We start from the raw sequence: 23,566 nt of genomic DNA, 5'->3' as shown, positions 1-23,566 counted from the left end.
ATGGATGTCGGCGCGCCGAACGAAGACTTCAGCGCGTTTTCGGCTGAGGCTGAAGCGGTGTGGGCGCATATGCGCCGCGAAGCCGAGGAGGCGCTGCGACTCGATGCGTCGCTGACGCCGCTGATGCTCGGCGCGATCCTCAACCGAACATCGCTTGAAGAGGCGGTGGCGCATCGCATCGCCGCCAGGCTCGGCGCCTCGGCGATCGACGCTGAGACGATCGCCGACGCCTTCCTGCAGGCGGCGGCCGACGATGAGACGATCGCGGCGGGTTTCCGCGCCGATCTCGCCGCTTATGTCGAGCGCGATCCCGCCTGTGGGCGGCTGATCGAACCGCTGCTCTATTTCAAGGGATTCCATGCGATCCAGTCGGCGCGGCTCTCCCATGCGCTGTGGCGCGGGCGGCGACATGACTTCGCCTATTATATCCAGAGCCGCGCCTCCGACGCGCTTGCTGCCGATATCCATCCGGCCGCGCGCTTGGGCAAAGGGCTGTTCCTCGATCACGGCACGGGCTTCGTCGTCGGCGAGACGGCGGTCGTCGACGACAACGTTTCGATTCTGCACGGTGTGACGCTCGGCGGCACCGGCAAGGCCGCGGGCGACCGTCATCCCAAGGTCCGCTGCGGCGTGATGATCGGGGCGGGCGCCAAAATCCTTGGCAATATAGAAATCGGCGCCTGCTCGCGTATCGCCGCAGGCTCGGTGGTGCTGAAGTCGGTTCCGCCGAATTCGATCGTCGCCGGCGTTCCGGCGAAGGTGGTCGGGATCGAATCCCGCACCGAGCCGGCGCGCGACATGGACCAGCTGCTGCGCGGCCTCGCTTATGATTCATTCGATTACGTGATCTGACCCTGGGGCGCCCGGCCGAGGGCCGGCGCCCGGCCAAGGGTTGCGCAGGGCCGCGATTCTCCTGCTATGTGTCGCCCGAAAGGGCGGCCCGTTCCTAAAGGGCGCCGGACGGCGGCGGCCGCGGCAGGGGGATCGATGCTCGAGATAGCGGTCCAGATGGACCCGTTGGAGCGCATTAATTTTGCTGGCGATTCGTCCTTTGCGCTGATGCTGGAGGCAAAGCTCAGGGGACATCGCCTGTGGTTTTACACGCCCGATCGCTTGTCGCTCGAAGGCGATCGGCTGACGGCGCGCGCGCAGCGCATCGACGTTTTCGACGATGCCTCCCGCTATTACACGCTCGGCGAGGCGACCGAACTCGAACTCGGCGCCATGGACGTCGTGCTGCTGCGCCAAGACCCACCGTTCGATCTCGCCTATATTACCTCCACGCATTTTCTGGAGCGGCTCGCGCCGAAAACGCTCGTCGTCAACGACCCGGCGCATGTCCGCAACGCGCCTGAAAAAATCTTCGTGATGGAGTTTAGCGATCTGATGCCGCCGACGTTGATCACCCGCGACCGCGCGGCGATCGAGCGCTTTCGCGCCAAGCATGGCGAGATCGTCATGAAGCCGCTCTACGGCCATGGCGGCGCCGCGGTGTTCAAGGTCGGGCGCCGCGATCCGAACTTCGGTTCGCTCTTCGACATGTTCGCGACGACGTTTCGCGAACCTTGGGTCGTGCAGCGCTTCCTGCCGGAGATCGTGAAGGGCGACAAGCGCATCCTTCTCATCGACGGCGAGGCGATGGGCGCGATCAACCGCATTCCCGCCGATGACGACATCCGTTCGAATCTGGTGCGCGGCGGCGCCCCGGCGGCGTCAGAACTTGATACGAGAGAGAAGGAAATTTGCGCGCGGCTGGCGCCGGAACTCAAGCGCCGCGGATTGGTCTTCGTCGGCATCGACGTGATCGACGGCTGGCTCACTGAGATCAACGTGACCTCGCCGACCGGATTGCGCGCCTTAAAACGCGTCGGCGGGCCTGACCTCGCGCCGCCGCTGTTCGACGCCATCGAGAGGCGTCTGCGCGATCAGCGCGCATCGGGCCGGTCGCCGGACCTTGCGTCATGAACGAAGTCGCCCCGATCGGCGTTTTCGCCGGGCTTAATCCCAACGAGCAGTTTCGCGGTCTGCGAGAGGCGCTCGCGCCCGAGGTCGCGGCGATCTGCAAAAGAGAGCGCGGCCATGGGCGACGCACCGCGATTGTCGAATTGTTTCGCGCCGCCTTGGCGGAAGGACGCGAGATCGCTCGCGTGCGGCTCGAGGCGCGCGGCTCGGGACTGGCCTGTGCGAGATTGCTCTCCGCGCTCGAAGACGAGTTGATCGGCGCCATCTACGACTATGTCGTGCGCTATGTTTACGTCGTCGACAACCCGACCTTCGCCGAGCGTCTTGCCGTTGTCGCGGTCGGCGGCTATGGGCGCAGCGCGCTCGCGCCCGGCTCCGATATCGATCTTCTGTTTCTCGTCCCTTACAAACAGACGCCCTGGGGTGAGAGCGTCATCGAGGCGATCCTTTATATTCTTTGGGATCTGCGTCAGAAGGTCGGCCATGCGACGCGCTCCGTCGCCGAATGCATGCGTCAGGCCCGCGCCGACATGACCATTCGAACGACGCTGCTCGAAGCGCGCTGCATCCTCGGAAATGCCGAGCTGTTCAGCGAGTTCCGCGAGAGCTTCGACCGCGAGATCGCCCGTTTGGATACGCGCGAATTCGTCTCGGCCAAGCTCGCCGAACGCGATTCGCGCGTGATACGGGCCGGCGCGTCGCGCTATCTCGTCGAGCCGAACGTCAAGGAAGGCAAGGGCGGCCTGCGCGATCTCAATACGCTGTTCTGGATCGCCAAATATGTCTACCGCGTGCGCGAGCCGAACGAGCTTGTCGCCGCTGGCCTGTTTACCGCCGCGGAGCTCAGTCTCTTCGAACGTTGCGAAGAGTTTCTGTGGCGCGTGCGCTGTCATCTGCATTTCGCGACGGGACGCGCCGAAGAACGGCTGGCCTTCGACGTGCAAACGACGATCGCGAGGAGGCTCGGCTATCACGACCGCAGCGGACTGTCGCCGGTCGAGCGCTTCATGAAGCATTATTTTCTCGTCGCCAAGGAAGTTGGCGATCTCACGGCGATCGTCTGCGCGGCGCTCGAAGAAAAACAGGCGAAGCCGCGCGCCATTTTTGAGCGCTTCCTGCAGCCGTTCCGGCGCCGCCGCAGCCGCGCCCCGCAAGGCGATTTCATTGTCGATCACGATCGCATCAGCATCGTCGACGCCGACGTCTTCAAGCGCGATCCGGTCAACATCATCCGCCTCTTCTGGATGGCTGATCATCACGGCCTGCCGCTCCATCCCGACGCTTTGCGCGCGGTGACGCTGTCGTTGCGCCTGATCGACGCCAATTTGCGCGCCAACAAAGAGGCCAATCGGCTGTTTCTCGAAATCCTGCTGTCGCGCAACATGACCGAAATCACGCTGCGGCGGATGAACGAGTCCGGCGTGCTCGGGCGCTTCATCCCGGAATTCGGCAAAGTCGTCGCGATGATGCAGTTCAACATGTACCATCACTACACGGTCGACGAGCATCTGCTGCGCGCGGTCGGCGGATTGTCCGATCTAGAAGCCGGGCGCATGCCCGAACATCAACAACTCGTCGACGAAATCCTGCCGACCATCATCAACCGCAAGGTCCTTTATCTGGGTCTCTTCCTGCACGACATCGCCAAGGGCCGAAAGGAGGATCACTCCCGCGCCGGCATGGAGGTGGCGCGTACGCTGTGTCCGCGGTTGGGATTCACGCCCGGCGAGACCGAGTCCGTCGCCTGGCTGGTCGAACATCATTTGACCATGTCGAGTTTCGCGCAGAGCCGCGATCTCTCCGACCGCGTCACGATCGAGAATTTCGCCGCCATCGTTCAGACGATGGAGCGGCTGAAGATGCTGTTCGTTCTGACTGTCTGCGACATCAACGCCGTCGGGCCCGCCGTGCTCGACGCCTGGAAGGCGCAGCTGCTGCGCGTGCTCTATTGGGAGACCGAGGTCGTGCTCGGCGGCGGCCATTCGGCGGTCGATCGCAAGAGCCGCGTCGCGGCCGCGAAAGAGGAGTTGCGCGCGGCGCTCGCGGCGTGGAGCGACGACGAGTTCGACGTCTACGCCAAGCGCCACTATCCGGCCTATTGGCTCAAGGTCGACGTGACGCGCAAGGTCCGCCATGCGGAGCTGCTTCGCCAGATGAACGGCGCGCTGGCGCCGCTGGCGACCGCGGTCGAACTCGACAGGACGCGGGGCGCCGTAGAATTGACCGTCGTCGCGCCAGATAACCCGCGCGTGCTGTCGATCATCGCCGGCGGCTGCGCAGCGGGCGGCGCCAATATCGTCGACGCGCATATCTTCACCACGGTGGACGGCCTGGCGCTCGACACGATCTTCTTCTCGCGCGCCTTCGGCCAGGATGAAGACGAGATGCGTCGCGCCCGACGTATCGCCGACCTTATCGCCAGAGCGCTGCGCGGCGAGGTTGTCGTGTCCGAAGAATTGAAGGCGCGCGCGAAAGCGCGCCTGCCGACCGACGCCTTCTCGGTCGCGCCGGAGGTTGTCGTCGATAACAGCCTCTCCAATGTCTACACGGTGATCGAGGTCTCGGGATTGGACCGCGAAGGGCTCCTTTTCGAGCTGACCAACGCGATCTCTAGGCTCAACCTCAATATCGCTTCGGCGCATATCGTGACCTTCGGCGAGCGCGCCGTCGACGCCTTCTACGTGACCGACTTGACCGGCGCGAAAATCGCCTCGCCGCAGCGTCAAGCGGCGATCAAGCGCCAGCTCCTGGATGTGTTTGGCGGCCAGGGCGCCCGCGGCCAGAAAACGCCCGCGGCCGCAGCGACTTGATTTTGGCGTTTCGCGCGCAGATATCGGGGCCTTTACGAGAACGATGGTGACAGCATGAGCGATCCAATGAATGCGGACAAAAAGGCTGACGCGAAGAAAAATCAAGGCGCAGCGGAGCCCTCGTCCCTGTCGCAGCCCTCGGCGGAATCCGACATTGCGCAGCCGGAACCTTTCACCGAACTCGAAAATCTTTACGCGGAAAATGCCGGCTTGAAGGACAAGCTGCTGCGCGCGCTGGCCGAAGTCGAGAATGTGCGTCGCCGCGCCGAGCGCGAGGTCGCCGACGCGAAAGCCTATGGCGTCGCCAATTTCGCGCGCGAGATGCTGTCATTTGTCGACAATTTGCGCCGCGCGGTCGAGAGCGTGCCCGAGGGGTCGCGCGCCGACCCGGCGGTGGCGTCGCTCGTCGAAGGCGTCGAGGTGATGGAGCGCGATTTTCTAGCGCGGCTCGCGCGCTTCGGCGTCAAGAAGATCGAAGCGCACGGCGCGCGTTTCGATCCCAATCAGCATGAAGCGCTGTTCGAAATCCCCGACGAGACGCAGCCTGCGGGCGCTGTGGCTCAGGTCGTTGAGCAAGGCTATATGATCGGCGAACGCGTGCTGCGGCCGGCCAAGGTCGGCGTGACGCGCAGCGGATCGAAGCCGTCCTGACGCTGGGGGACGGCATGGACGAACCCGCGACGGCGTCAAAGCCCCAGGAAACCGGCGTGGTCGCGGCGGCTGTGTATCATGGCGGCCGCAAGATCGCCGACATCGAGATCGACGAGGCCGGCGAGTGGGCCAAGCGCGAGGGCCATGTCGTCTGGATCGGCCTCTACGAGCCGTCGAAGGCGCTGCTCGAGCGCGTTGGGCGCCAGTTCGCGCTGCATCAGCTCGCGATCGAGGACGCGTTCAAGGCGCACCAGTTCCCTAAAGTCGAAGAATATGAGGACAGCATCTTCATCGTCGCGCGCACCGCGCAGATGGTCGATGGCCACATCGCCTTTGGCGAGACGCATCTTTTCGTCGGGGTCGGCTATGTCGTGAGCGTGCGCCATGGCGCTTCAAGTTCTTATGCCCATGTGCGCGAACGCTGCGAAGCGCGCGCGGAGCGTCTCTCTGAAGGCGAGGACTTCATCGTCTACGCCATTCTCGATTTCATCGTGGATAATTACTTCCCGGTGCTCGACGCCATCAACGACGAGGTCGAGGACATCGAGGACCATGTCATCACGACGACAATGGGCAAAGTCGAGATCGAGCAGCTCTACACGATGCGGCGCGACCTGCTACATCTTCGCAACGCAGCGGCGCCGCTTTCCGACGTCTGCCGCCGTCTGGAGCGCAGCGACATTGTCGCCATCGATCCGGTCATGCGGCCGCATTTTCGTGACGTGCGCGACCATCTGCGCCGCGTCGAGGAGCGTATCGACACGATGCGCGAGACCCTCGCCTTCGCCTTCGAGGCGAGCCTTATGAACGCGCAGATACAGCAGACCGACATCGCCCGTCGTCTCGCGGCGTGGGCCGCGATCCTTGCTGTGCCCACCGCTATCGCCGGAATTTACGGCATGAACTTCGAGCATATGCCGGAGCTTAGCTGGAAATACGGCTATTACGTCGTCCTGGGCGCGACGGCGACGATTTGCGCCTATCTCTACTACCGGCTACGCCGCGCCGGCTGGCTATAGGGCCGCCTTACCAAAGTTTCATCTCGCCGCCATTGGCCGGCAAAGTGATGATCTCCATCTTCTACTCGCGGCGACGTTGCGCTTCTCCTCCGCGGAACGTCGCTCAGAGATGGAGATTTTCGAAAAATGCCTATCGCAATCAATCCTCGCGACCGCGCCGTCGAAGCGCCGCGCCGTGCGTCCCGACTGGCGCTGATGGGCGCGGCGGCGGCGTTCGCGCTGGGCGCCGCCATCGGTCCGGCGCCGCTGAGCCCTGCCTATGCCGAAGCGCCGCTTTCGGGATCGGTCACTTCCGCCGCGCCCGCATCTTTTGCCGACATTGTCGAGCGCGTGAAGCCCGCTGTCGTCGCCATCAAGGTCAAGGCGATGGAAGATGCGCAGGGCGGCGGCGTCTTCGAGATGCCCGACATCTCGCCCGACGACCCGATGTATCGTTTTTTCAAGCGTTTCGGAGAACAGGGCCAAGGCCGCCCGCAGAAACACATGACGATGTCCCAGGGCTCGGGATTTGTGATCAGCCCTGACGGCTATGTCGTCACCAACAACCATGTCGTGGACCACGCCAATGAAGTCGAGGTCGCGCTCGATGATGGCCGGACGCTTCCGGCGAAGGTGATCGGCACGGACAAGCGCACCGACCTGGCGCTGCTCAAGATCAACGACGGCCAGAAGCTGCCCTATGTCGAGTGGGGCACGACGGCGCCGCGCGTGGGCGATTGGGTCATCGCCGTCGGCAACCCGTTCGGCCTCGGCGGCTCGGTGACCGCCGGCATCGTCTCGGCGCGCGGACGCGATATCGGCGCCGGGCCTTATGATGACTTCCTGCAGATCGACGCGCCGGTCAATCGCGGCAACTCAGGCGGCCCCGCGTTCGACGCGCACGGCAATGTCATCGGCGTGAATACGGCGATCTACTCGCCGTCAGGCGGCTCGATCGGCATCGGCTTCGCCATTCCGACGGAAGTGGCGAGGGACGTGATCGCCGCGCTCAAGGAAAAGGGCTCGGTGTCGCGCGGCTGGATCGGCGTCAAGATTCAGAATGTGACGCAGGAAATCGCCGACAGCATGGGGCTGAAGTCCGTGAAGGGCGCGTTGATCGCGCAGCCCCAGAAGGGCGGGCCGGCTGAAGAGGCAGGCCTTAAGGCGGGCGACGTCATCGTCGCGGTCAATGGCGAGAAGATTGAGACATCACGTGATCTTGCCCGTCGCATCGCCGCCCTTGGCCCCGGCAAGACGGCGGACATCGCCTATCTGCGCTCGGGCGCCGAAAGGACCGTGAAGCTCAAACTCGGCACATTGCCCGACGAGCAGGAAGCGCGCGCCGACGACGAAAACTCCGGGCGCAGCCAGGAACTGTCCAGCCTTGGAATCGAGGTCGTGCCGGCGACCGAAGTGCGCGGCGCAGGCCGGGAGGGGATCATCGTGACAGATCTCGACCCCTCTGGCGCAGCCGCACAAAAGGGATTGCGCAGGGGCGACGTGATCGTCGAGGCCGGCGGACAGCCGGTCAGCTCCAGCCGCGACCTCGCCGCCGCGCTCGATGCCGCTCGAAAGGACGGGCGCCGATCAGTGCTGCTGCGCGTGAAGTCCGCGGACGGGGCGAAATTCGTCGCCGTTCCCGTGAAAGGCGCCGGTTAAGCCGGTTTAAGGAACTTCTTGCGTTGAGGCTGACATACTGCACCCGCCCGCAGCCGGTCTCCGCAATGAAGAGCGTCGGGCAGAGCCAGTCCCCTCCTGGCTCCCGAACGCGGGGCAGGCTGGCGCACAATGCGCCAGCCTGCCGTTTTTTTGCGATCTCGGATATAGAGAAACATGCGCATTCTCATTATTGAAGACGATAACGAAGCGAGCGAATACCTCGTCAAGGCATTCCGCGAACAAGGGCATGTCGCCGAACATGCCGCCGACGGACTCGCTGGCTACGGCCGCGCGAGCGAGGGCGACTATGACGTGCTCATCGTTGACCGGATGCTGCCCAAAATGGACGGGCTGTCGCTGATCTCAGGCTTGCGCGAGCAGGGCGTCGAAACGCCAGCTCTCATACTTTCGGCCCTTGGCCAGGTCGACGACCGGGTAAAGGGGCTGCGCGCCGGCGGCGACGACTATCTGCCGAAGCCTTACGCATTCTCTGAACTATTGGCGCGCGCCGAGGCGTTGGCCCGCCGCCGCGTCGGCCCCAAAGGCGAAGAAACCCAATATCGCGTTGGCGATCTGGAGCTCGATCGCTTATCGCACAAGGTGACGGTCGGCGGTCAGGACGTCGCGCTTCAACCCCGCGAGTTCCGGCTGCTCGAATATTTGATGAAACACGCAGGCCAGGTGGTGACCCGCACGATGCTGCTCGAGAATGTCTGGGATTATCATTTCGATCCGCAGACAAACGTCATCGACGTGCATATTTCGCGCTTGCGCTCCAAGATCGACAAAGGTCGTGAGAACCCGCTTCTGCATACGATCCGTGGGGCTGGGTATATGATCCGTGACGGCGCTCGGTAAGCTTTTCCGAACGACGGCGTTCAAACTGTCGATCGCCTATCTTGTGCTGTTCTCGATCGGGGCGGGGCTCGTGCTCGCGCGTGTCGGCGCGCGCGTCAAGGAGGTGCTCGACGAGCAGATCGAGCAGACGGTTGACGCCGAAATCCGGGCGCTTTCCGAACAGTATTCGCAGGGCGGCCTGCGCCAGCTGGCCAGCGCGGTGGAGCGCCGCGTGCGCGCGCCGGGCGGTTCGCTCTATCTGCTCTCGAGCCATTCGGGAGACGTCATCGTCGGCAATATCGAGGCTCCAGCGTTCACGCCTTCGGGCGGCACGGAACTCGTCGAGACGACCTATGAGCGACGCGGCGAGCCGGGCGTCAAGCATCCGGCTCTGTTGCGGCTGTTTCTGCTTCCGGGCGGCTTTCGCCTGCTCATCGGCCATGACATCGAAGACCACGAAGTGCTGCGCGGCATATTGCGCAGCGCGCTGGGCGTTTCGCTGTTCTGGCTGGTCCTCGTCGGCTCGCTTGGCGGGCTGTTCGTTTCGTATCGCATGCTTGAGCGCGTCGACGAGATGTCGGCCTCGGCGCGCCGCATCATGGCGGGCGACATGCACGAGCGTCTCGCGGTCTCTGGCGCCGGCGACGAACTCGACCGTTTGGCGGAAAATTTCAATGCGATGCTCGAGCGCATCAGCGGGCTGATGGCCGGCTTGCGCGAGGTTTCGGACAATATCGCGCATGACCTCAAGACGCCGCTGACCCGGCTGCGCAACCGCGCCGAGGCGGCGTTGCGGGCGGGCTCAAATGACAGCGAGCATCGCGAGGCGCTGGCGGCGGTGATCGAAGAGTCCGACAATCTAATCGGCGTGTTCAACGCCCTGTTGATGATCGCGCGCGCCGAGGCCGGCTATTCGAGCGACCATATGGCCGCCTTCGACGCCGACGCCGTCGTGCGCGACATCGCCGAGATGTACGAGCCGGTCGCGGAAGAGCAGGGCGTGCGTCTCGACGTCACGGCGCAGGACGGACTGAAGATAACGGGCAGCCGCGAACTGCTTGGGCAGGCGCTCGTGAACCTTGTCGACAATGCGTTGAAATATGGCGCGACGGGGAGCGATCGGCGCATCGCCGTCGAAGCCGGGCGCGTCGGCGACCGCGTCGAGATCGTCGTCTCCGATCGCGGGTCCGGCATTCCGCCATCGGATCGCGAGCGGGTCGTCGGGCGTTTCGTGCGGCTTGAGAATTCGCGTTCGCGGCCGGGCTCAGGCCTTGGCTTGTCGCTCGCCTCGGCGGTTGCCCGCATGCATCAAGGCGCGTTGCGTATCGAAGACAATGCGCCCGGCTTGCGCGTCGTGCTGTCGTTGCCGGCAACGCGGATCACGGCAGGCCCGCCGGCGCGCATCGAGCGCGCATAATGAGAGACCTTTCCCGGCGCGCCCGGCGGCTCGGTCAGGCGCGTCCTCAACGGGGTCACGGTCGCGGAGGCGGCCCATAGCCGCATCATCACGATCGTGCCTTCTCCCAGACGCGAGCGGAAGCGCAGCGCGCCGCCATGCAGTTCGATCAGGGCGCGGGCGATGGCGAGGCCGAGTCCAGATCCGCGCATGCCGTTTTCCATTAAATTCGCGCATTGCTCAAAGGGCTTCCCGAGCTTGGGAATGGCGCGCGGGTCGACGCCGCGTCCGGAATCCTCGACATAGACGTCAATCGCGCCGCCATGCGCGCGCGCGCGCACCCGCACCACTTGTCCTCTTTCGCTGAATTTCACGGCGTTGGAGAGAAAGATGCTTAGCGTCTTGACGATCGCGGTTTCGTCGCCGACGCAGCGCAGATTCTCGGCTGCGTCGGCGACGATCTCGATGTCCTTGAGATTGGCGCGCGACCGCCAGACGCCGACAGCTTTGCGCATCGCCTCGGCGACGTTGATTTCACGCTCAGCGAGCCGGACAAGGCCCGCTTCAAGGCGCGACATGTCGAGGATGTCGGACAGCACTTCGTTGAGATAGGCGCCGCCCTGGCGTATGCCGCTGCAATATTCCAGATATTTCGGCGAGCCGAGCGCGCCGAAGGGCTCCGCCTCCATCATCTCCGAAAAGCCGATGATGGCGTTGAGCGGCGTGCGCAACTCGTGGCTCATATTGGCGAGGAATTCCGATTTCGCCATATAGGCGGCTTCCGCTTCCGCCTTCTGATGATGATACTGCTCGGCGAGCGTCGCGAGCTGCTGCGCCTGGATTTCGAGCGTCTGCCGCGAACGGGTGAGATCGGCGACGCTCGCCGTGAGGCGACGTTCCGACTCGCGCAGCTTTTCCTCATTGCGCTTGAGCGCGGTGATGTCGGCGCCGACAGACACATAGCCGCCGTCCTTGGTGCGCCGCTCATTGATCTGAAGCCAGCGTCCGTCGACAAGCTGCGCCTCATAGGTGCGGGCGTCGGGAGACGGGCCGTCGGGCGGGGCGATCTCGGTTCTGATCAGCGGCGCGGTGGCGTGGCTCATGACCTGTCGATAGCTCGCTCCAGTCGTCGCGGCGTCCGGCGAGAGGCCGTGCAGGGCCAGAAATTTCGAATTGCAAGTGACCAGGCGGTTCTTGGCGTCCCACAGCACGAATGCTTCCGAGATGGCGTCGATGGCGTCGCGCAGGCGCAGATTGGCCATCTTGGTATATTCGGCGAGCGCGCGCTGCTCGGAGATGTCGACGGCGATGCCGACGAGATGCTTGCCGGCTTCGCGACCCTCTTCGACGATCTGCGCCCGCGCGCGCAACCAGATCCATTCGCCTTCAGCGTTCTTCAACCGAAACTCGTGATCGACGCTATTGGTGCGCGAGCATGCGATCATATCGGCGATCGTTTGGAAGTCGCCGTCGTCGGGATGAAGAATCCCGCTCAATTCCGCGAAGGAGAGAAAGCGGCGCTCGGCGGTCAGCCCCAACATCTCATACATGGAGTCCGACCAATAGATCCGGCCGCGGGCGATGTCCCACTCCCAAAGGCCGCACCGGCCGCGCGACAGCGCCGTCTCGAGGCGCCTGCGGATCAGCGCATTGGCGCGTTCGACCTCCTGACGACGGCGAGTCTGGCGGAAATAGGCTAGGGCGATGAGGACCAGCAGCAGCGTGCCGCCGGCGAAAAGCAAGGCATAGCGCGAAGCGACGGCGCGCCACTCGCCGAGCACACTGTCGACGGGATAGATCATCGCCACCTGGCCGAACGGCGCCGGCAGCTTCCTTACGCTCACCAGAGCGGGAACGCCTTCGGGCAGAATGACGCGCATCACGCCGGCGTTGTCGGCGAAATCGACGAGCGCCTGCTCGGCGCCGAGCGCTCGCGACAGCGTTAGGTCCTTGGCGGAAATGGGGGGAATCGCCGCGGCGATCCGGCCGCGCTCGTCCGTCACCAGAATGCGCCGGCCTCGCGACAGCGCGCCTTGCGGCACAAGCTGATCAAGCGGCGCTGCGAACGGCTTTTGTGCATCGGTCGTCAACTTGTCGCGCAGGTCGAGCGAGACGGCGCGCGCAAAAAGCTCGAGGTCGTCGACGGCCTGTTCGACCAAACGATCCTGCATCGCGCCGGTCAGCGACACGACAAAGGCGCCGAGAGAAACGAGGCAAACCGCGCAGGCGGCAAACGCCAATGGTCGCAACCAGGCGAAGTCCTTCAGCCCCTTTGAGTCATCCTCGTCGAATCGATACGCGCCCCACACCGTATGGGCGTGAGTCTTCACGCGGGCAGCGGGAGCGCGCGCCATCGAAAGCCTCCAAAATGATTGTGATGCAAACGCGGCTGTACGCCCGAATCACCTTCATTCGAATCTCTCGCGGCGCAATTGTCCAGACCTTAACGCGAAGTTAACGAAACTTTTTTTTCGACGGCCTTAGCCGAGCGCCCGAGTGGCGATGTCGCGCAGGTCGGCCGAGAGGTTCTCCTGCGCGACGACGCGTTTGAGCCGAGCCTCGATAAGGTCGCGTCGTCGCGATTCCATCGTGCGCCAGGAACGCAACGCCGAGAGCAGCCGGGCCGATATCTGCGGATTCTTCGGGTCGACTTGAAGCACGACGCTCGTCAGCAACTCGTATCCGGAACCGTCCAGCGCGTGAAAGCGGGTGAGATTGCCGTTGGCGAAGGCGCCGATCAGCGCCCGCACACGATTGGGATTGCCGATTGAGAAGTCGCGATGGGTCATCAAGCCCAACACGCGCTGCGTCGTCGCCTCTTCCGGAATCATCGCTTGCAGTGAGAACCATTTGTCGATGACGAGCGCGTCTCCGGCGTATTGCGCATAGAAGCGGGCGAAGGCCTCCTCGCGCGCATGGCCGCCCAGAAGCGCCAATGTCGCGAGCGCAGCGAGCTTGTCGGTCATATTCCCTGCCGACTCGAACTGCGCCATGGCCAACGTCCGCCCTCTCTCGGAGTCGCCCGCGGCCAGGAGATCGAGCGCCACGTTGCGAAGGGCGCGACGGCCTGCGCTCGCAGCGTCCGGCGTATAGGCGCCGGCGTCGGCAAAGCGCGCGTAGATCGCGTCGAGATCCAAAGCCAACGAGCGGCCGATTTCGGTGCGAAGCGCCATGCGCGCGTCAAACAGAACGTCGGGATCGACGTCGGTCGCCTTTTCGCGCGCGAGGTCGATGTCCGATGGCAGCGACAGCGCCTGCGCGACAAGCGCCGGATCGTCGTCAGCCCTGGCCAGCAGCGATCGCAGCGCCTCGGCCAGCCCCTGCGCATCAAGCGCGCCGGTTTCGAGCCGGCCGAAAATTGCCCGCAACGCGAGACTTTGCGACGCCTGCCAGCGATTGAACGAGTCATCGTCAAAGGCAAGCAAGCGCTCGAGATCCTCGCTCGTGGGCGCAGGCTCGAGACGCACGGGCGCGGAAAAGCCGCGCAGAAGCGAAACGACCGGCCGCGACGGGATGTCGCGAAAACGGATGACGCGCTCGGCGGAGTCGAGTTCGATCAAGCCGCGGGCGCGTTCAGCCGGCGTCGCGTTATCGCTGACGAGATCGAGTTTTTGTCCATTCTCGCCAAAGAGCGCGAGGGTGATCGGAATGACGACGGGCTTCTTCTCGCTTTGACCCGGCGTCGGCGCTGTCTCCTGACGGAGTTTCAGCGCGAATGTTTTGGCGGTCGAGTCATAGTCGCCCGAGGCGGTCACGACCGGGGTGCCCGCCTGACTGTACCAAAGCGCGAATTGCGTCAGGTCGCGGCCTGACGCCGCGGCGAAGCAAGAAAGAAAATCTTCGACCGTCGCGGCCGTCCCGTCGAAGCGTTCGAAATAGAGGTCCATGCCGAGGCGAAAAGTTTCGTCGCCGATCAGCGTTTTCAGCATGCGGATGATTTCCGCGCCTTTCTCGTAAACGGTCGATGTGTAGAAATTGTTGATCTCGTGATAGACATCTGGACGCACAGGATGCGCGAGCGGACCCGCGTCTTCGGGGAATTGTGCGAGACGCAGGCCGCGCACGTCGCCGATTCGCTCCACGGCGCGCGAACGCATGTCCGCGGAAAACTCCTGGTCACGGAATACCGTCAGGCCTTCTTTGAGGCAAAGCTGAAACCAGTCGCGGCAGGTGATGCGATTGCCTGTCCAATTGTGGAAATATTCATGCGCGATGACGCCTTCGATGCCGGCGTAATCGCCATCGGTCGCGGTGTCGGGAGAGGCGAGCACATATTTGTCATTGAAGATGTTGAGGCCTTTGTTCTCCATCGCGCCCATGTTGAAGTCCGAGACGGCGACGATGTTGAAGACGTCGAGATCGTATTCGCGGCCGAATTTCTCTTCGTCCCACCGCATCGAGCGCTTCAGCGCCTCCATCGCGTAGCCGGCGCGCGCTTGCTTGCCGTGTTCGACATAGATCGCCAGAGCGACGTTGCGTCCCGACATCGTCGTAAAACTGTCGCGCACGACGCCGAGGTCGCCGCCAACCAGCGCGAAGAGATAAGAGGGTTTGCGGAAGGGATCGCGCCAAACGGCGTAGTGGCGATCGGTTCCGGCGATGTCGCCGCGCTCTCCCGGATTGCCGTTCGACAGCAGGATCGGCGCGTCGCTCTTGTCGGCTTCGATGCGCGTCGTGTAGACGCTCAACACGTCCGGCCTGTCGAGAAAATAGGTGATGCGGCGAAACCCTTCCGCTTCGCACTGCGTGCAATACGCCGAGCCGGAACGATAAAGACCCGAAAGCTGCGTGTTGCCGCTCGGATTGAGCTCGGTTTCGATTTCGAGCGTAAAGGGCGCGTCGGGAACCTTGGCGAGAGTCAAACGATCGGACGTCGCCTCAAAGTCGCCAGGGACAAGCGTCGCGCCGTCGAGCTTGACGCCAAGCAGGGTCAGATCGTCGCCATCGAGCACGAGCGGCGCGCCGGGATCGCCGGGCGGATTGCGGCGCAACGTCAGTCGCGCGACGACTCGCGTATGTGTCGGATGCAATTTGAAGTCGAGTTCGACCGAATCGATGGCGAAATCGGCAGGACGGTAATCGGCGAGGCGAATCGCGGCGGTCGAAGGATGACGCATATCGTCCTCAGGGCTCGAGTGACGGTTTCTGCGATGATTATAGAACCTGCGCGCTCATTGGCCACGGCCGAAGCCAGTGAAAACACTGGCGCGCGACTGTTTTTTCTGGAAAATCTCCGGCAGGAGGCCGAATTGCCTTGAGCCAGTCGCCGCATCCGGGCAAAATCAGCGCCGTCGCGGCCCCGGAGCATCCGGTGGCCGTGTTTGCGCGCGTCGCTTTTGGCGTGTGCCGCTTCGCCTCTAGAACGATCCCGCTGGCCTCGACAGCGGAAGCAGACGGACGGCCTGAAAAGCGAAGGTTCATGATCAATCACATGCGGCGGGCGCTTGTTTCCTTTCTTCGCCTTCTCGCTTTCGGCGGCCTTCTGACTTTTGGCGCCGCCGCCACGCAAGGCGCGCCCGCCGAGACTCAGAACAACGTCCAGCCGATCCTCGTGAAGATCACAGAGGACCAGATGCGCGTCGCCGGCGTCGAAACTCAGCCCGTCGAATCGGAGTCGGGGATGGGCGAGCTTGTCGTGCCCGGAGTCGTCTCCGTGCCGCCGCAGCAGTTGCGTATCGTCGCCACGCCGGCCGCCGGCCTTGTCGAGACCCTGCTTGTCGCGGTCGATGAGGACGTGAAGCAGGGCGCGCCGATCGCCACATTGAAGTCGTCGGAGCTGGTCGAGGCGCAGCGCGCTTTCCTGCACGCTGTTTCGGACGCCAATCTCGCGGGCGAGAAACTGCGGCGCGACGAGCAGCTGTTCAAGGAGCATATCATTGCCGAGCGCCGGTTGATCGTGACGCGCGCCGAAGCGACCCAGGCGCGTTCGGCGCTCGAAGAGCGCCGGCAAATTCTCGCGCTTGCCGGGATGACCGATCAGGAGATCGAGGCGCTTCAGCGCGACCGAAAGCTTGCCAGCTCGCTCGTCGTGCGCGCGCCGATTTCCGGCACCATCCTCCAGCGCCATGGAACGACGGGCGAGCGCGTGCAGGCTTCGGCGCCTCTCGTCACCATTGCGCGGCTCGATCCTATTTGGGTCAATCTGCAAGTGCCTCTTGGCCGCGCCGCAACGCTGGACAACGTCGATCGCGTCTATCTGCCTTCGGCGGGGGTAGACGGCAGGCTGATTCGTATCGGCCGCACGGTCGATGCGGCGACGCAGTCGGTTACGGCCGTGGCGGAGTTTCGACCGGGACGCAGCTCGCTGCGTCCTGGCCAGGCGGTACAGGCGATCCTGCGCGTTACGGGCGGCGGCGTGGCGCAGTGGCGCGTTTCCGCCGACGCGCTGGTAAACTTTAAAAACCACAATTGGGTGTTTGTACGTGCGCCCGAAGGCTTTGTCGCGACCCCTGTAACGCTACTTTCCGAAACGCCGCAGTACGCGTCGGTGCAGGGCGCGCTTAAAATCGGCGAGCGCGTGGCGACGCGCGGCCTGCTGACCTTGCTCGCTGAACTGGCCGAAGCCGAAAGGTGACGACACGCCATGCTTGAAAGGCTGATCCGTGCCGCGCTTCAGCAGCGGCTGCTCGTCTTTCTCGGCGCGCTCGGTCTCGCCGCCTGGGGCGCGGTCAGTTATTTCAAGCTGCCGATCGACGCCTTTCCGGATGTCGCGCCGGTGCAGGTGCTGGTCGCGATGCGCGCGCCGGGCCTCACGCCGGAGGAACTCGAGGCGCGGGTCACCGTGCCGATCGAGCTTGCGGCGAAAGGCATTCCCAACCTCATTCGCATGCGCTCGACGACGCGTTATTCGGTGACGCTGATCACCTTCGAATTTTCGGAAGGGACGGACATCTATTGGGCGCGCGCGCAGGTCAACGAGAGATTGGCGCAGGCGCAAAGTCAGTTGCCGGACGGCGTTTCCGGCGGCCTTGCGCCAATCGTCACGCCGCTTGGCGAGATGGTGATGTTCACCATTGTCGGCGGCGATCTCACGCCGACCGAGCAACGCACGCTGCTCGACTGGACGATACGTCCCGCCATCCGCGGCCTGCCCGGCGTCGCCGACCTCAACGTGCTGGGCGGCTTCGTGCGCACGTTCGAAGTCGCGCCGTTCCCCGCCGCCATGGCGTCCCGCGGCGTCACCGTGGAGATGCTCCAGTCGGCGCTTTCCAACAATAATAAGAACGACGGCGCCGGGCGCGTGCGCGATGGCGAGGAAGCGTTGCTGGTGCGCGCCGAAGGCCGTCTGCGATCGCTCGAGGAGATACGGTCCGTGGTCATCGCCGTGCGGGACACCGGCATCGTCCGCGTCGGCGACATCGCCGAAGTGCGCAATGGCGCACTGCCGCGCAACGGCGTCGTCGTGCGCAACGGCGAGGGCGAAGCGGTGTGGGGTCTCGTGCTCGGCCTTCGCGGCGCCGACGCGCGCATGGTCGTCAATGGCGTGAAGGCGCGACTGGCCGAAATCGAGCCGACTCTGCCAAACGGCGCCAAGATCGAAATCTTCTACGATCGCAGCGAATTGATCGGCAAAGCGGTCTGGACCGTGCAGAAGGTGCTGATCGAGGCGATCGTCCTCGTCGTTATCCTGCTCGTGCTGTTCCTCGGCGATCTTCGCGCCGCGATCGTCGTGTCGGTTATTCTGCCGCTCGCCGCGCTGTCGACATTCGGCATCATGCGCTGGTGGGGCCTCTCGGCCAACATCATGTCGCTCGGCGGCCTTGCGATCGCCATCGGCCTTCTGGTCGATTGCGCGGTCGTCGTCGTGGAGAACGTCGAACATCGGATGGCGAACGCGCATGACGTCAGTCTGTCCGATCGCATCTTCATGACGCTTGAGGCGACTCGCGAGGTCGCCGTCCCGCTGACCTCCGGCGTCATCATCATCGTCACGGTGTTTCTGCCGCTGCTGTCTCTCGAAGGGCTGGAGGGACGACTGTTCGCGCCAGTGGCGCTGACCATCGCCTTCGCGCTCGGATCGGCGCTCGTGTTGTCGCTCACCGTCGTGCCGGCGCTCAGCGCGACATTGCTGAAGCCCGGCCATGCCGACGAGCCCTGGCTGGTGCGCAAGCTCGCCGCGATTTATGTGCCGCTGCTCAAGCGCGCGCTCGACAAGCCCTTAATTGTCGGCGGCGCCGCGGTCCTTGGCCTTGTCGTCGCCTTTGCCGCCTATGCGCGCATCGGCCAGACCTTCATGCCGGTGATGAACGAGGGCACGCCAGTCATCACCATCCGCAAACATCCGACGATCAGCGTCAATATGGCCGCGGAAACCGACATGCGGATTCAGCGCGCGATCATGGAGCGCGTGCCGGAAGTCAAGGGAATGATGGCCCGCGCCGGCGCTGACGAGCTCGGCATCGATCCCGTCGGCCTCAACGACACCGATAATTTCCTGACGCTTGCGCCGCAAAGCGAATGGCGCGGCAAGGATATAGATTGGCTGATGGGCGAGATTCGCGCCGTGCTTGATAGCATGCCCGGCATTTCCTACGCCTTTTCGCAGCCGATCGACATGCGCGTTCAAGAAATGATCATCGGCGCGCGGGGCGACGTCGTCGTCAAGATTTTCGGCGACGATATCGATGAGCTGAACCGCCTCACCCGTGAGGTCGCGGCGACCCTGCGCAAGATCAGGGGCGCGCGCGACGTGTTCGGCCTGCAGAACGATGGCATGCGCTATCTGACGGCGCGCGTCGACCGGCTGGCTGCCGGGCGCTTTGGCCTCAACGCCGGCGATATTCAGGACGCGCTGCGCGTCTGGGTCGATGGCCAGCCGGTCGGCATTGTGCTGGAAGGGCCGATCCGCACGCCGCTTGTCATCCGCGGCTCGGAAATCTCGCGCCGCTCGTCCGTCGACTTCGCGCGGCTGCCGATGGTTTCGTCCGAAGGCAAGGTCGTCGAACTGTCACAACTCGCCGACGTGCGCGTCGAGAACGGACCGATCCAGATCATTCGCGAGGAAGGCCGTCGCTTCGCCACCGTGCTGGCGAATGTGACTGGACGCGATCTTGTCGGATTCGTCGACGAAGCCAAAAAAGCTGTCACAAAAAACGTCAAGACGCCGCCGGGATATCGCTATCAATGGGGCGGCCAATTTGAAAACCAGCAGCGCGCTTCGGCGCGACTGGCGATCGTCGTGCCGATTGCGATGGCGCTGATTTTCCTCTTGCTTTATCTGACCTTCAACTCGGTGCTACAGGCGACGCTGGTGTTCTGCAACGTGCCCTTCGCGGCGATCGGCGGCATTTTGGGTCTGTGGCTTTCGGGAGAATTCATGTCGGTGCCTTCGTCGGTCGGCTTTATCGCGCTTGTCGGCATCGCCGTGCTCAATGGCGTCGTGCTCATCTCCTACATCAACAAGCTCGTCTCCGAAGGCACGCGCACCACGCGCGAAGCGGTGTTAGAGGGCGCGCGCCGGCGCATGCGGCCCGTGTTGCTCACCGCGACGATCGCCGCCTTTGGCTTGATTCCGTTCTTGTTCGCGCATGGGCCGGGCGCCGAGATCCAGCGTCCGCTTGCGGTGGTCGTCATCGGCGGGCTCATATCCGCCACAGTGTTGACCCTAATTCTGCTGCCAATCCTCTATGATCGAACCGCTAACATCGGCATGGTCGTCCGCCAGAAGTTCAGTGCGCGCGCGATGCGTCGGGCCATGGCGACGCGCCCGCGGGAGGACGCTCGCGCATGAGGCCGAGCGCGGTTCTCGCTGCAATCTTCTTGTTTGCATTCGCTTTGCTTTTCGAGGCGAGCGTCTCCGCGCAGGAGCAGGAAGATTCGCCCGAGACGCACATCACAGCTTCGGTCAAACCGTCGCCGAAGACAGCGTCTCAGAGATCGCCCAAGAAAGCTCGTGTTAAGGCGTCGACCAAGCGAAGCGGCGGCGTTTTGGCGAAACATCTTGAGATGGCTGTCTTGATTGATGCGCAGAGCCGTTCGCTCGAAGCGCAGTTTCGCGCTATCTCGGCGCGCTATGCGACGGCCAATTCGCTCACGCCAGGCTCGCCTTACGTCGCAGGCTATCAGCGTAACTCGGCCGCCGGCAATTTACGCAATTACAATGAAACCGAGCTTGAGGCCGGCATGCCGTTGTGGCTGCCTGGACAGCGGGACGCCTTCGCGGGCACGGTCACCACCGGTCTCTTGGAGGTGGAAGAGCGCTTGGCGCTTCGCCGACTGGAAGTCGCCGGGGTTTTGCGCGACGCGTGGTGGACCGCGCAGCGCGCGGCGCGCGATGTGTCGGTGGCGCGAAATCGCGTCGCCACCGCGCGCGACATCGGCGCGGACATGACTCGTCGCGTCGAGCTTGGCGACGCCGCCCAGGCCGATGCGCTGCTCGCAAAGAATGAAACGCTCGCCGCCGAAACGGAGCTGGCGCAGTCCGAGGGCGCAGTAAAAGTCGCGCGGATCACCTACCTGTCCTTGACAGGCGGCGCGCCGCCCGAGGGCGCGCTGGAGTCGGCGCGGCCGCCCATCGACATTGAGGAGCACCCAGCGCTGCGCACGCCCCTTGCGGCGCTTGCCCGCGCGCGCGCCCAGGCGGAACTTGTCGACGCGACGCCCATCGACAGCCCGGAGATCGGCATTTTCGGCCGGCAAGAGCATAATGATCAGTATGCGACCGACCGTTCGCTCGATCCTTCTGAGCGTATCACCAACCAACGCACGGATGCGACCACCCTGGGCGTCCGCATACGCATTCCTCTGCCGACCCTCGGGCGAAACGAGCCGAGACGCGCCGAAGCGCTCGCCGAGATGGATCGCGCCACAGCCGAATATGAGCGCGCCAAGCGAGTCGTGTTGGCGGAAATAAATGCGGCGCGCGAAACGCTGGCGGCGGCGCAGCGCGCGGCTAAACTGGCCAACAGCCGTCTCACCGTCGCCAACGATCAGTTCGAACTGTCGCGCAAAGCGTTCAAGCTCGGCGAGATCAGCGCCTTCGACCTTTATCGCGTGCGCCAGATTCAACTCGAGGCGCAACGCATGCAGGCGAACGCCGAGATCAACGTTGGCGTCGCGATCTCCAGGCTCAATCAGGCCCAGGGTTACGCCCCTTAACGCAATCAACCCGCGCCGCGACGTCTAAGGACATTTGCGCACGAAATCGGCGATGCGCGAAATCGTCGGCTGATCGAGCAGCAGCGGCGCATGGCCCTGGCCTTCGACCACCGCCTGCTCCAGGCGTGGCGCGCGCCTTGCCATCTCGGCGAAGACCTCGGGCGAGAGAATATCCGAGTTCGCGCCACGGATGACGAGCATTGCAACGTCCGACAGGGCTGCGAAGTCGTCCCAATGTTCCTCGGGAGGAACGTCGGGCTCGACAGAGTCGAGCGTATGCGACAGTTCCGGATCGTAGCGCAGCAGAACCTTCCCATCTTTCTCGATGAAGGTGAGACGCGCGTAGTCGTCCCATTCCTGCGGCGACACGCCGGAAAAATCGACGCCCGCCGTCATTCGCATCAGGGCGATCGCCTCGCGCATCGAGGGGATCGGCGGCAGCTTCCCGACATAGCGCTTGATGCGAAGCAAGCCGGCGTGTTCGATCTTCGGTCCGATGTCGTTGAGCACGGCGGCGCGAACGACTCCCGGCCGCCGCGCCGCGATACGCATCGTGTGCAGACCGCCGCGCGACGTGCCGATAAAGACCGCTTGCGCGATTACGGCGTCGGCGAGTTGAGCCGCGATGTCCCCTTGCTCGACGTTAAAATCGTAGCGGCGCCAGTCCTGATCCCAATCCGACCGGCCGCGCCCGCGATAGTCGAGAGCTGCGACGCGCCGGCCGTCGGCTTGCAGCGCTCTGGCGATGCGGTCGAAATCGTCGGCCGAACGGGCAAGCCCCGGCAGACAGACGACCGGCAGCCGTTCTCCGCCGCCCGCCGGCGCTGGATAGTCGAGATAATGCAAGCGCAGGCCGTCGGCGGCGCGCATGAATCGGCTAATCGGCTCGTGCGAAGACGCCATGGAGCGACCATTCCTGCCTGTGACACCGCCCAGTTCGTCCGCCACAATTACCGCATGAGGCTCGCAGCGCAACTGCGCCGCCGGCGCTTTCCCTTCCTTGACTTAAGGTCCGGTTGCGGCGAGTTTGCGCGCGCCTGCAAGAGGTCTCTCGGCCAAGGAAAATCGCCCACTCAATGCGCTCCTATCTCGATTTTGAAAAGCCGGTCGCCGAACTCGAAACCAAGGTGGACGAGCTACGTGCGCTGGCTGAAAACGGCGAGGCCGTGTCGATCGGCGAGGAGCTCAATAAGCTCCAGGCGAAAGCCGCCAAGGCGCTCGCCGATCTCTATGCCGGCCTTACCCCCTGGCAAAAGATTCAGGTCGCAAGGCATCCGCAGCGTCCGCATTTTTCCGATTACGTTCAGCAGCTCGTCGACGAGTTCACCCCGCTCGCCGGCGACAGGCTATTCGGAGAGGACGCGGCGATCGTCGGCGGCTTCGGGCGCTTTCGGGGCGAGCCGATTTGCGTCATCGGCCAGGAGAAGGGCTCGGATACGGCCGGCCGCCTGCATCACAATTTCGGCATGGCGCGGCCAGAGGGTTATCGCAAAGCGGTCCGCCTGATGGAGCTTGCCGACCGCTTCGGCTTGCCGGTGGTCTCGCTCGTCGACACGGCCGGCGCTTTTCCCGGCATCGACGCCGAAGAGCGCGGCCAGGCTGAAGCGATCGCCCGCTCCACCGACGTGTCTCTCTCGCTTGGCGTGCCCAATGTCGCAGTGGTGGTTGGCGAGGGCGGCTCCGGCGGCGCAATCGCGATCGCCGCCGCCAACAAGGTGCTGATGCTCGAGCACTCAGTCTACACCGTGGCGTCGCCCGAAGCTTCGGCCTCGATCCTTTGGCGCGACTCCGGCAAGGCGCAGGAAGCGGCGACGAGCATGAAGATCACGGCGCAGGATCTGTTGAAATTCGGCATCATCGATCTGATCGTGACGGAGCCCCCGGGCGGGGCGCATCGCGATCCGGCGGCGGCCATCGGCGCGGTGGGAGAAGCGCTCGCCAGGGAGCTCGCGGACCTGGCGAATTTTTCGCGGGAGCAGCTGAAACAAGCCCGCGCCGAAAAATTTTTGGCCATAGGCCGGAAACTCGAAGATAAGCGTTAACGTAAATCCCGAAAGATTCGTCTTTACAGGCTGATACCCGCCGAACTCATGCTGATTCGGACACGTTCTTGTCCCATTGTTGGTTTTCCGTGGTTTCGCGCGGCGGCTTCGCTT

15 protein-coding genes are annotated in these 23,566 nt (G+C 64.0%); 12 read left to right on the top strand and 3 right to left on the bottom strand.

All coding sequences use genetic code 11. The features are described from left to right. From cysE to QZ964_RS02460, 8 genes are all read left to right on the top strand, one after another. Positions 1-852 (top strand): serine O-acetyltransferase, encoded by an 852-nt coding sequence (gene cysE / locus QZ964_RS02495; protein ID WP_292528498.1) that lies wholly within the window; start codon positions 1-3, stop codon positions 850-852. 135 nt (positions 853-987) lie between these two features. Next, positions 988-1,965, top strand: a complete 978-nt coding sequence (gshB, locus tag QZ964_RS02490) for a glutathione synthase (protein ID WP_292528497.1) — start codon at positions 988-990, stop codon at positions 1,963-1,965. Then, positions 1,962-4,772, top strand: a complete 2,811-nt coding sequence (locus tag QZ964_RS02485) for a [protein-PII] uridylyltransferase (protein ID WP_292528494.1) — start codon at positions 1,962-1,964, stop codon at positions 4,770-4,772. Before gshB ends, QZ964_RS02485 begins: the two co-directional genes overlap by 4 nt. A 66-nt stretch (positions 4,773-4,838) precedes the next feature. Continuing rightward, positions 4,839-5,423, top strand: a complete 585-nt coding sequence (gene grpE, locus QZ964_RS02480; RefSeq protein ID WP_292528492.1) for a nucleotide exchange factor GrpE — start codon at positions 4,839-4,841, stop codon at positions 5,421-5,423. A gap of 14 nt (positions 5,424-5,437) precedes the next feature. Then, positions 5,438-6,442, top strand: a complete 1,005-nt coding sequence (gene corA, locus QZ964_RS02475; protein WP_292528490.1) for a magnesium/cobalt transporter CorA — start codon at positions 5,438-5,440, stop codon at positions 6,440-6,442. 126 nt (positions 6,443-6,568) lie between these two features. Then, positions 6,569-8,080 (top strand): Do family serine endopeptidase, encoded by a 1,512-nt coding sequence (locus tag QZ964_RS02470; protein WP_292528488.1) that lies wholly within the window; start codon positions 6,569-6,571, stop codon positions 8,078-8,080. A gap of 174 nt (positions 8,081-8,254) precedes the next feature. Further along, positions 8,255-8,938, top strand: a complete 684-nt coding sequence (locus QZ964_RS02465; protein ID WP_292528486.1) for a response regulator transcription factor — start codon at positions 8,255-8,257, stop codon at positions 8,936-8,938. Then, on the top strand, positions 8,922-10,334 hold the full coding sequence (locus QZ964_RS02460) for a HAMP domain-containing sensor histidine kinase (protein WP_292528485.1): 1,413 nt from the start codon (positions 8,922-8,924) through the stop codon (positions 10,332-10,334). Before QZ964_RS02465 ends, QZ964_RS02460 begins: the two co-directional genes overlap by 17 nt. Here QZ964_RS02460 and QZ964_RS02455 read toward each other — a convergent pair. Next, positions 10,226-12,667 carry an ATP-binding protein gene (locus QZ964_RS02455; protein WP_292528483.1) on the bottom strand — a complete coding sequence of 814 codons (2,442 nt, stop codon included), beginning with the start codon at positions 12,665-12,667 and terminating at the stop codon, positions 10,226-10,228. The genes QZ964_RS02460 and QZ964_RS02455 overlap by 109 nt on opposite strands. A gap of 126 nt (positions 12,668-12,793) precedes the next feature. After that, a complete protein-coding gene (gene pepN, locus QZ964_RS02450; protein WP_292528481.1) occupies positions 12,794-15,430 on the bottom strand; it encodes an aminopeptidase N in 2,637 nt (878 codons plus the stop codon). 137 nt (positions 15,431-15,567) lie between these two features. Here pepN and QZ964_RS02445 point away from each other — a divergent pair, with 137 nt between their 5' ends. The 3 genes from QZ964_RS02445 to QZ964_RS02435 all read left to right on the top strand — a co-directional run bounded on the left by QZ964_RS02445 (position 15,568) and on the right by QZ964_RS02435 (position 21,410). Continuing rightward, positions 15,568-16,887: an efflux RND transporter periplasmic adaptor subunit gene (locus QZ964_RS02445; protein WP_292528479.1), complete on the top strand. Its 1,320-nt coding sequence runs from the start codon at positions 15,568-15,570 to the stop codon at positions 16,885-16,887. Between the two features lie 9 nt (positions 16,888-16,896). Next, positions 16,897-20,043, top strand: coding sequence for a CusA/CzcA family heavy metal efflux RND transporter (locus QZ964_RS02440; protein WP_292528477.1), 3,147 nt, complete (start codon positions 16,897-16,899; stop codon positions 20,041-20,043). Positions 20,044-20,258: 215 nt separating this feature from the next. Next, the gene (locus QZ964_RS02435; RefSeq protein WP_292528475.1) at positions 20,259-21,410 is read left to right on the top strand and encodes a TolC family protein; all 1,152 of its coding nucleotides are present in this window, start codon (positions 20,259-20,261) and stop codon (positions 21,408-21,410) included. A gap of 24 nt (positions 21,411-21,434) precedes the next feature. On the opposite strand, the gene QZ964_RS02430 is transcribed toward QZ964_RS02435, so the two are convergent. Then, on the bottom strand, positions 21,435-22,313 hold the full coding sequence (locus tag QZ964_RS02430) for an alpha/beta hydrolase (RefSeq protein ID WP_292528474.1): 879 nt from the start codon (positions 22,311-22,313) through the stop codon (positions 21,435-21,437). Positions 22,314-22,486: 173 nt separating this feature from the next. Between QZ964_RS02430 and QZ964_RS02425 the strand changes: the two genes are divergently transcribed. Continuing rightward, complete coding sequence (locus QZ964_RS02425) at positions 22,487-23,452, top strand: acetyl-CoA carboxylase carboxyltransferase subunit alpha (protein ID WP_292528472.1); 966 nt, start codon at positions 22,487-22,489, stop codon at positions 23,450-23,452. Positions 23,453-23,566: the final 114 nt, after the last annotated feature.

The sequence above is a fragment of the Methylocystis sp. genome (assembly GCF_021731785.1).
In the GTDB taxonomy this organism is placed as follows: Bacteria; Pseudomonadota; Alphaproteobacteria; order Rhizobiales; family Beijerinckiaceae; genus Methylocystis.
Note: the sequence above shows the minus strand (reverse complement) of the source record. Positions and strands in the feature narration are given on the sequence as shown.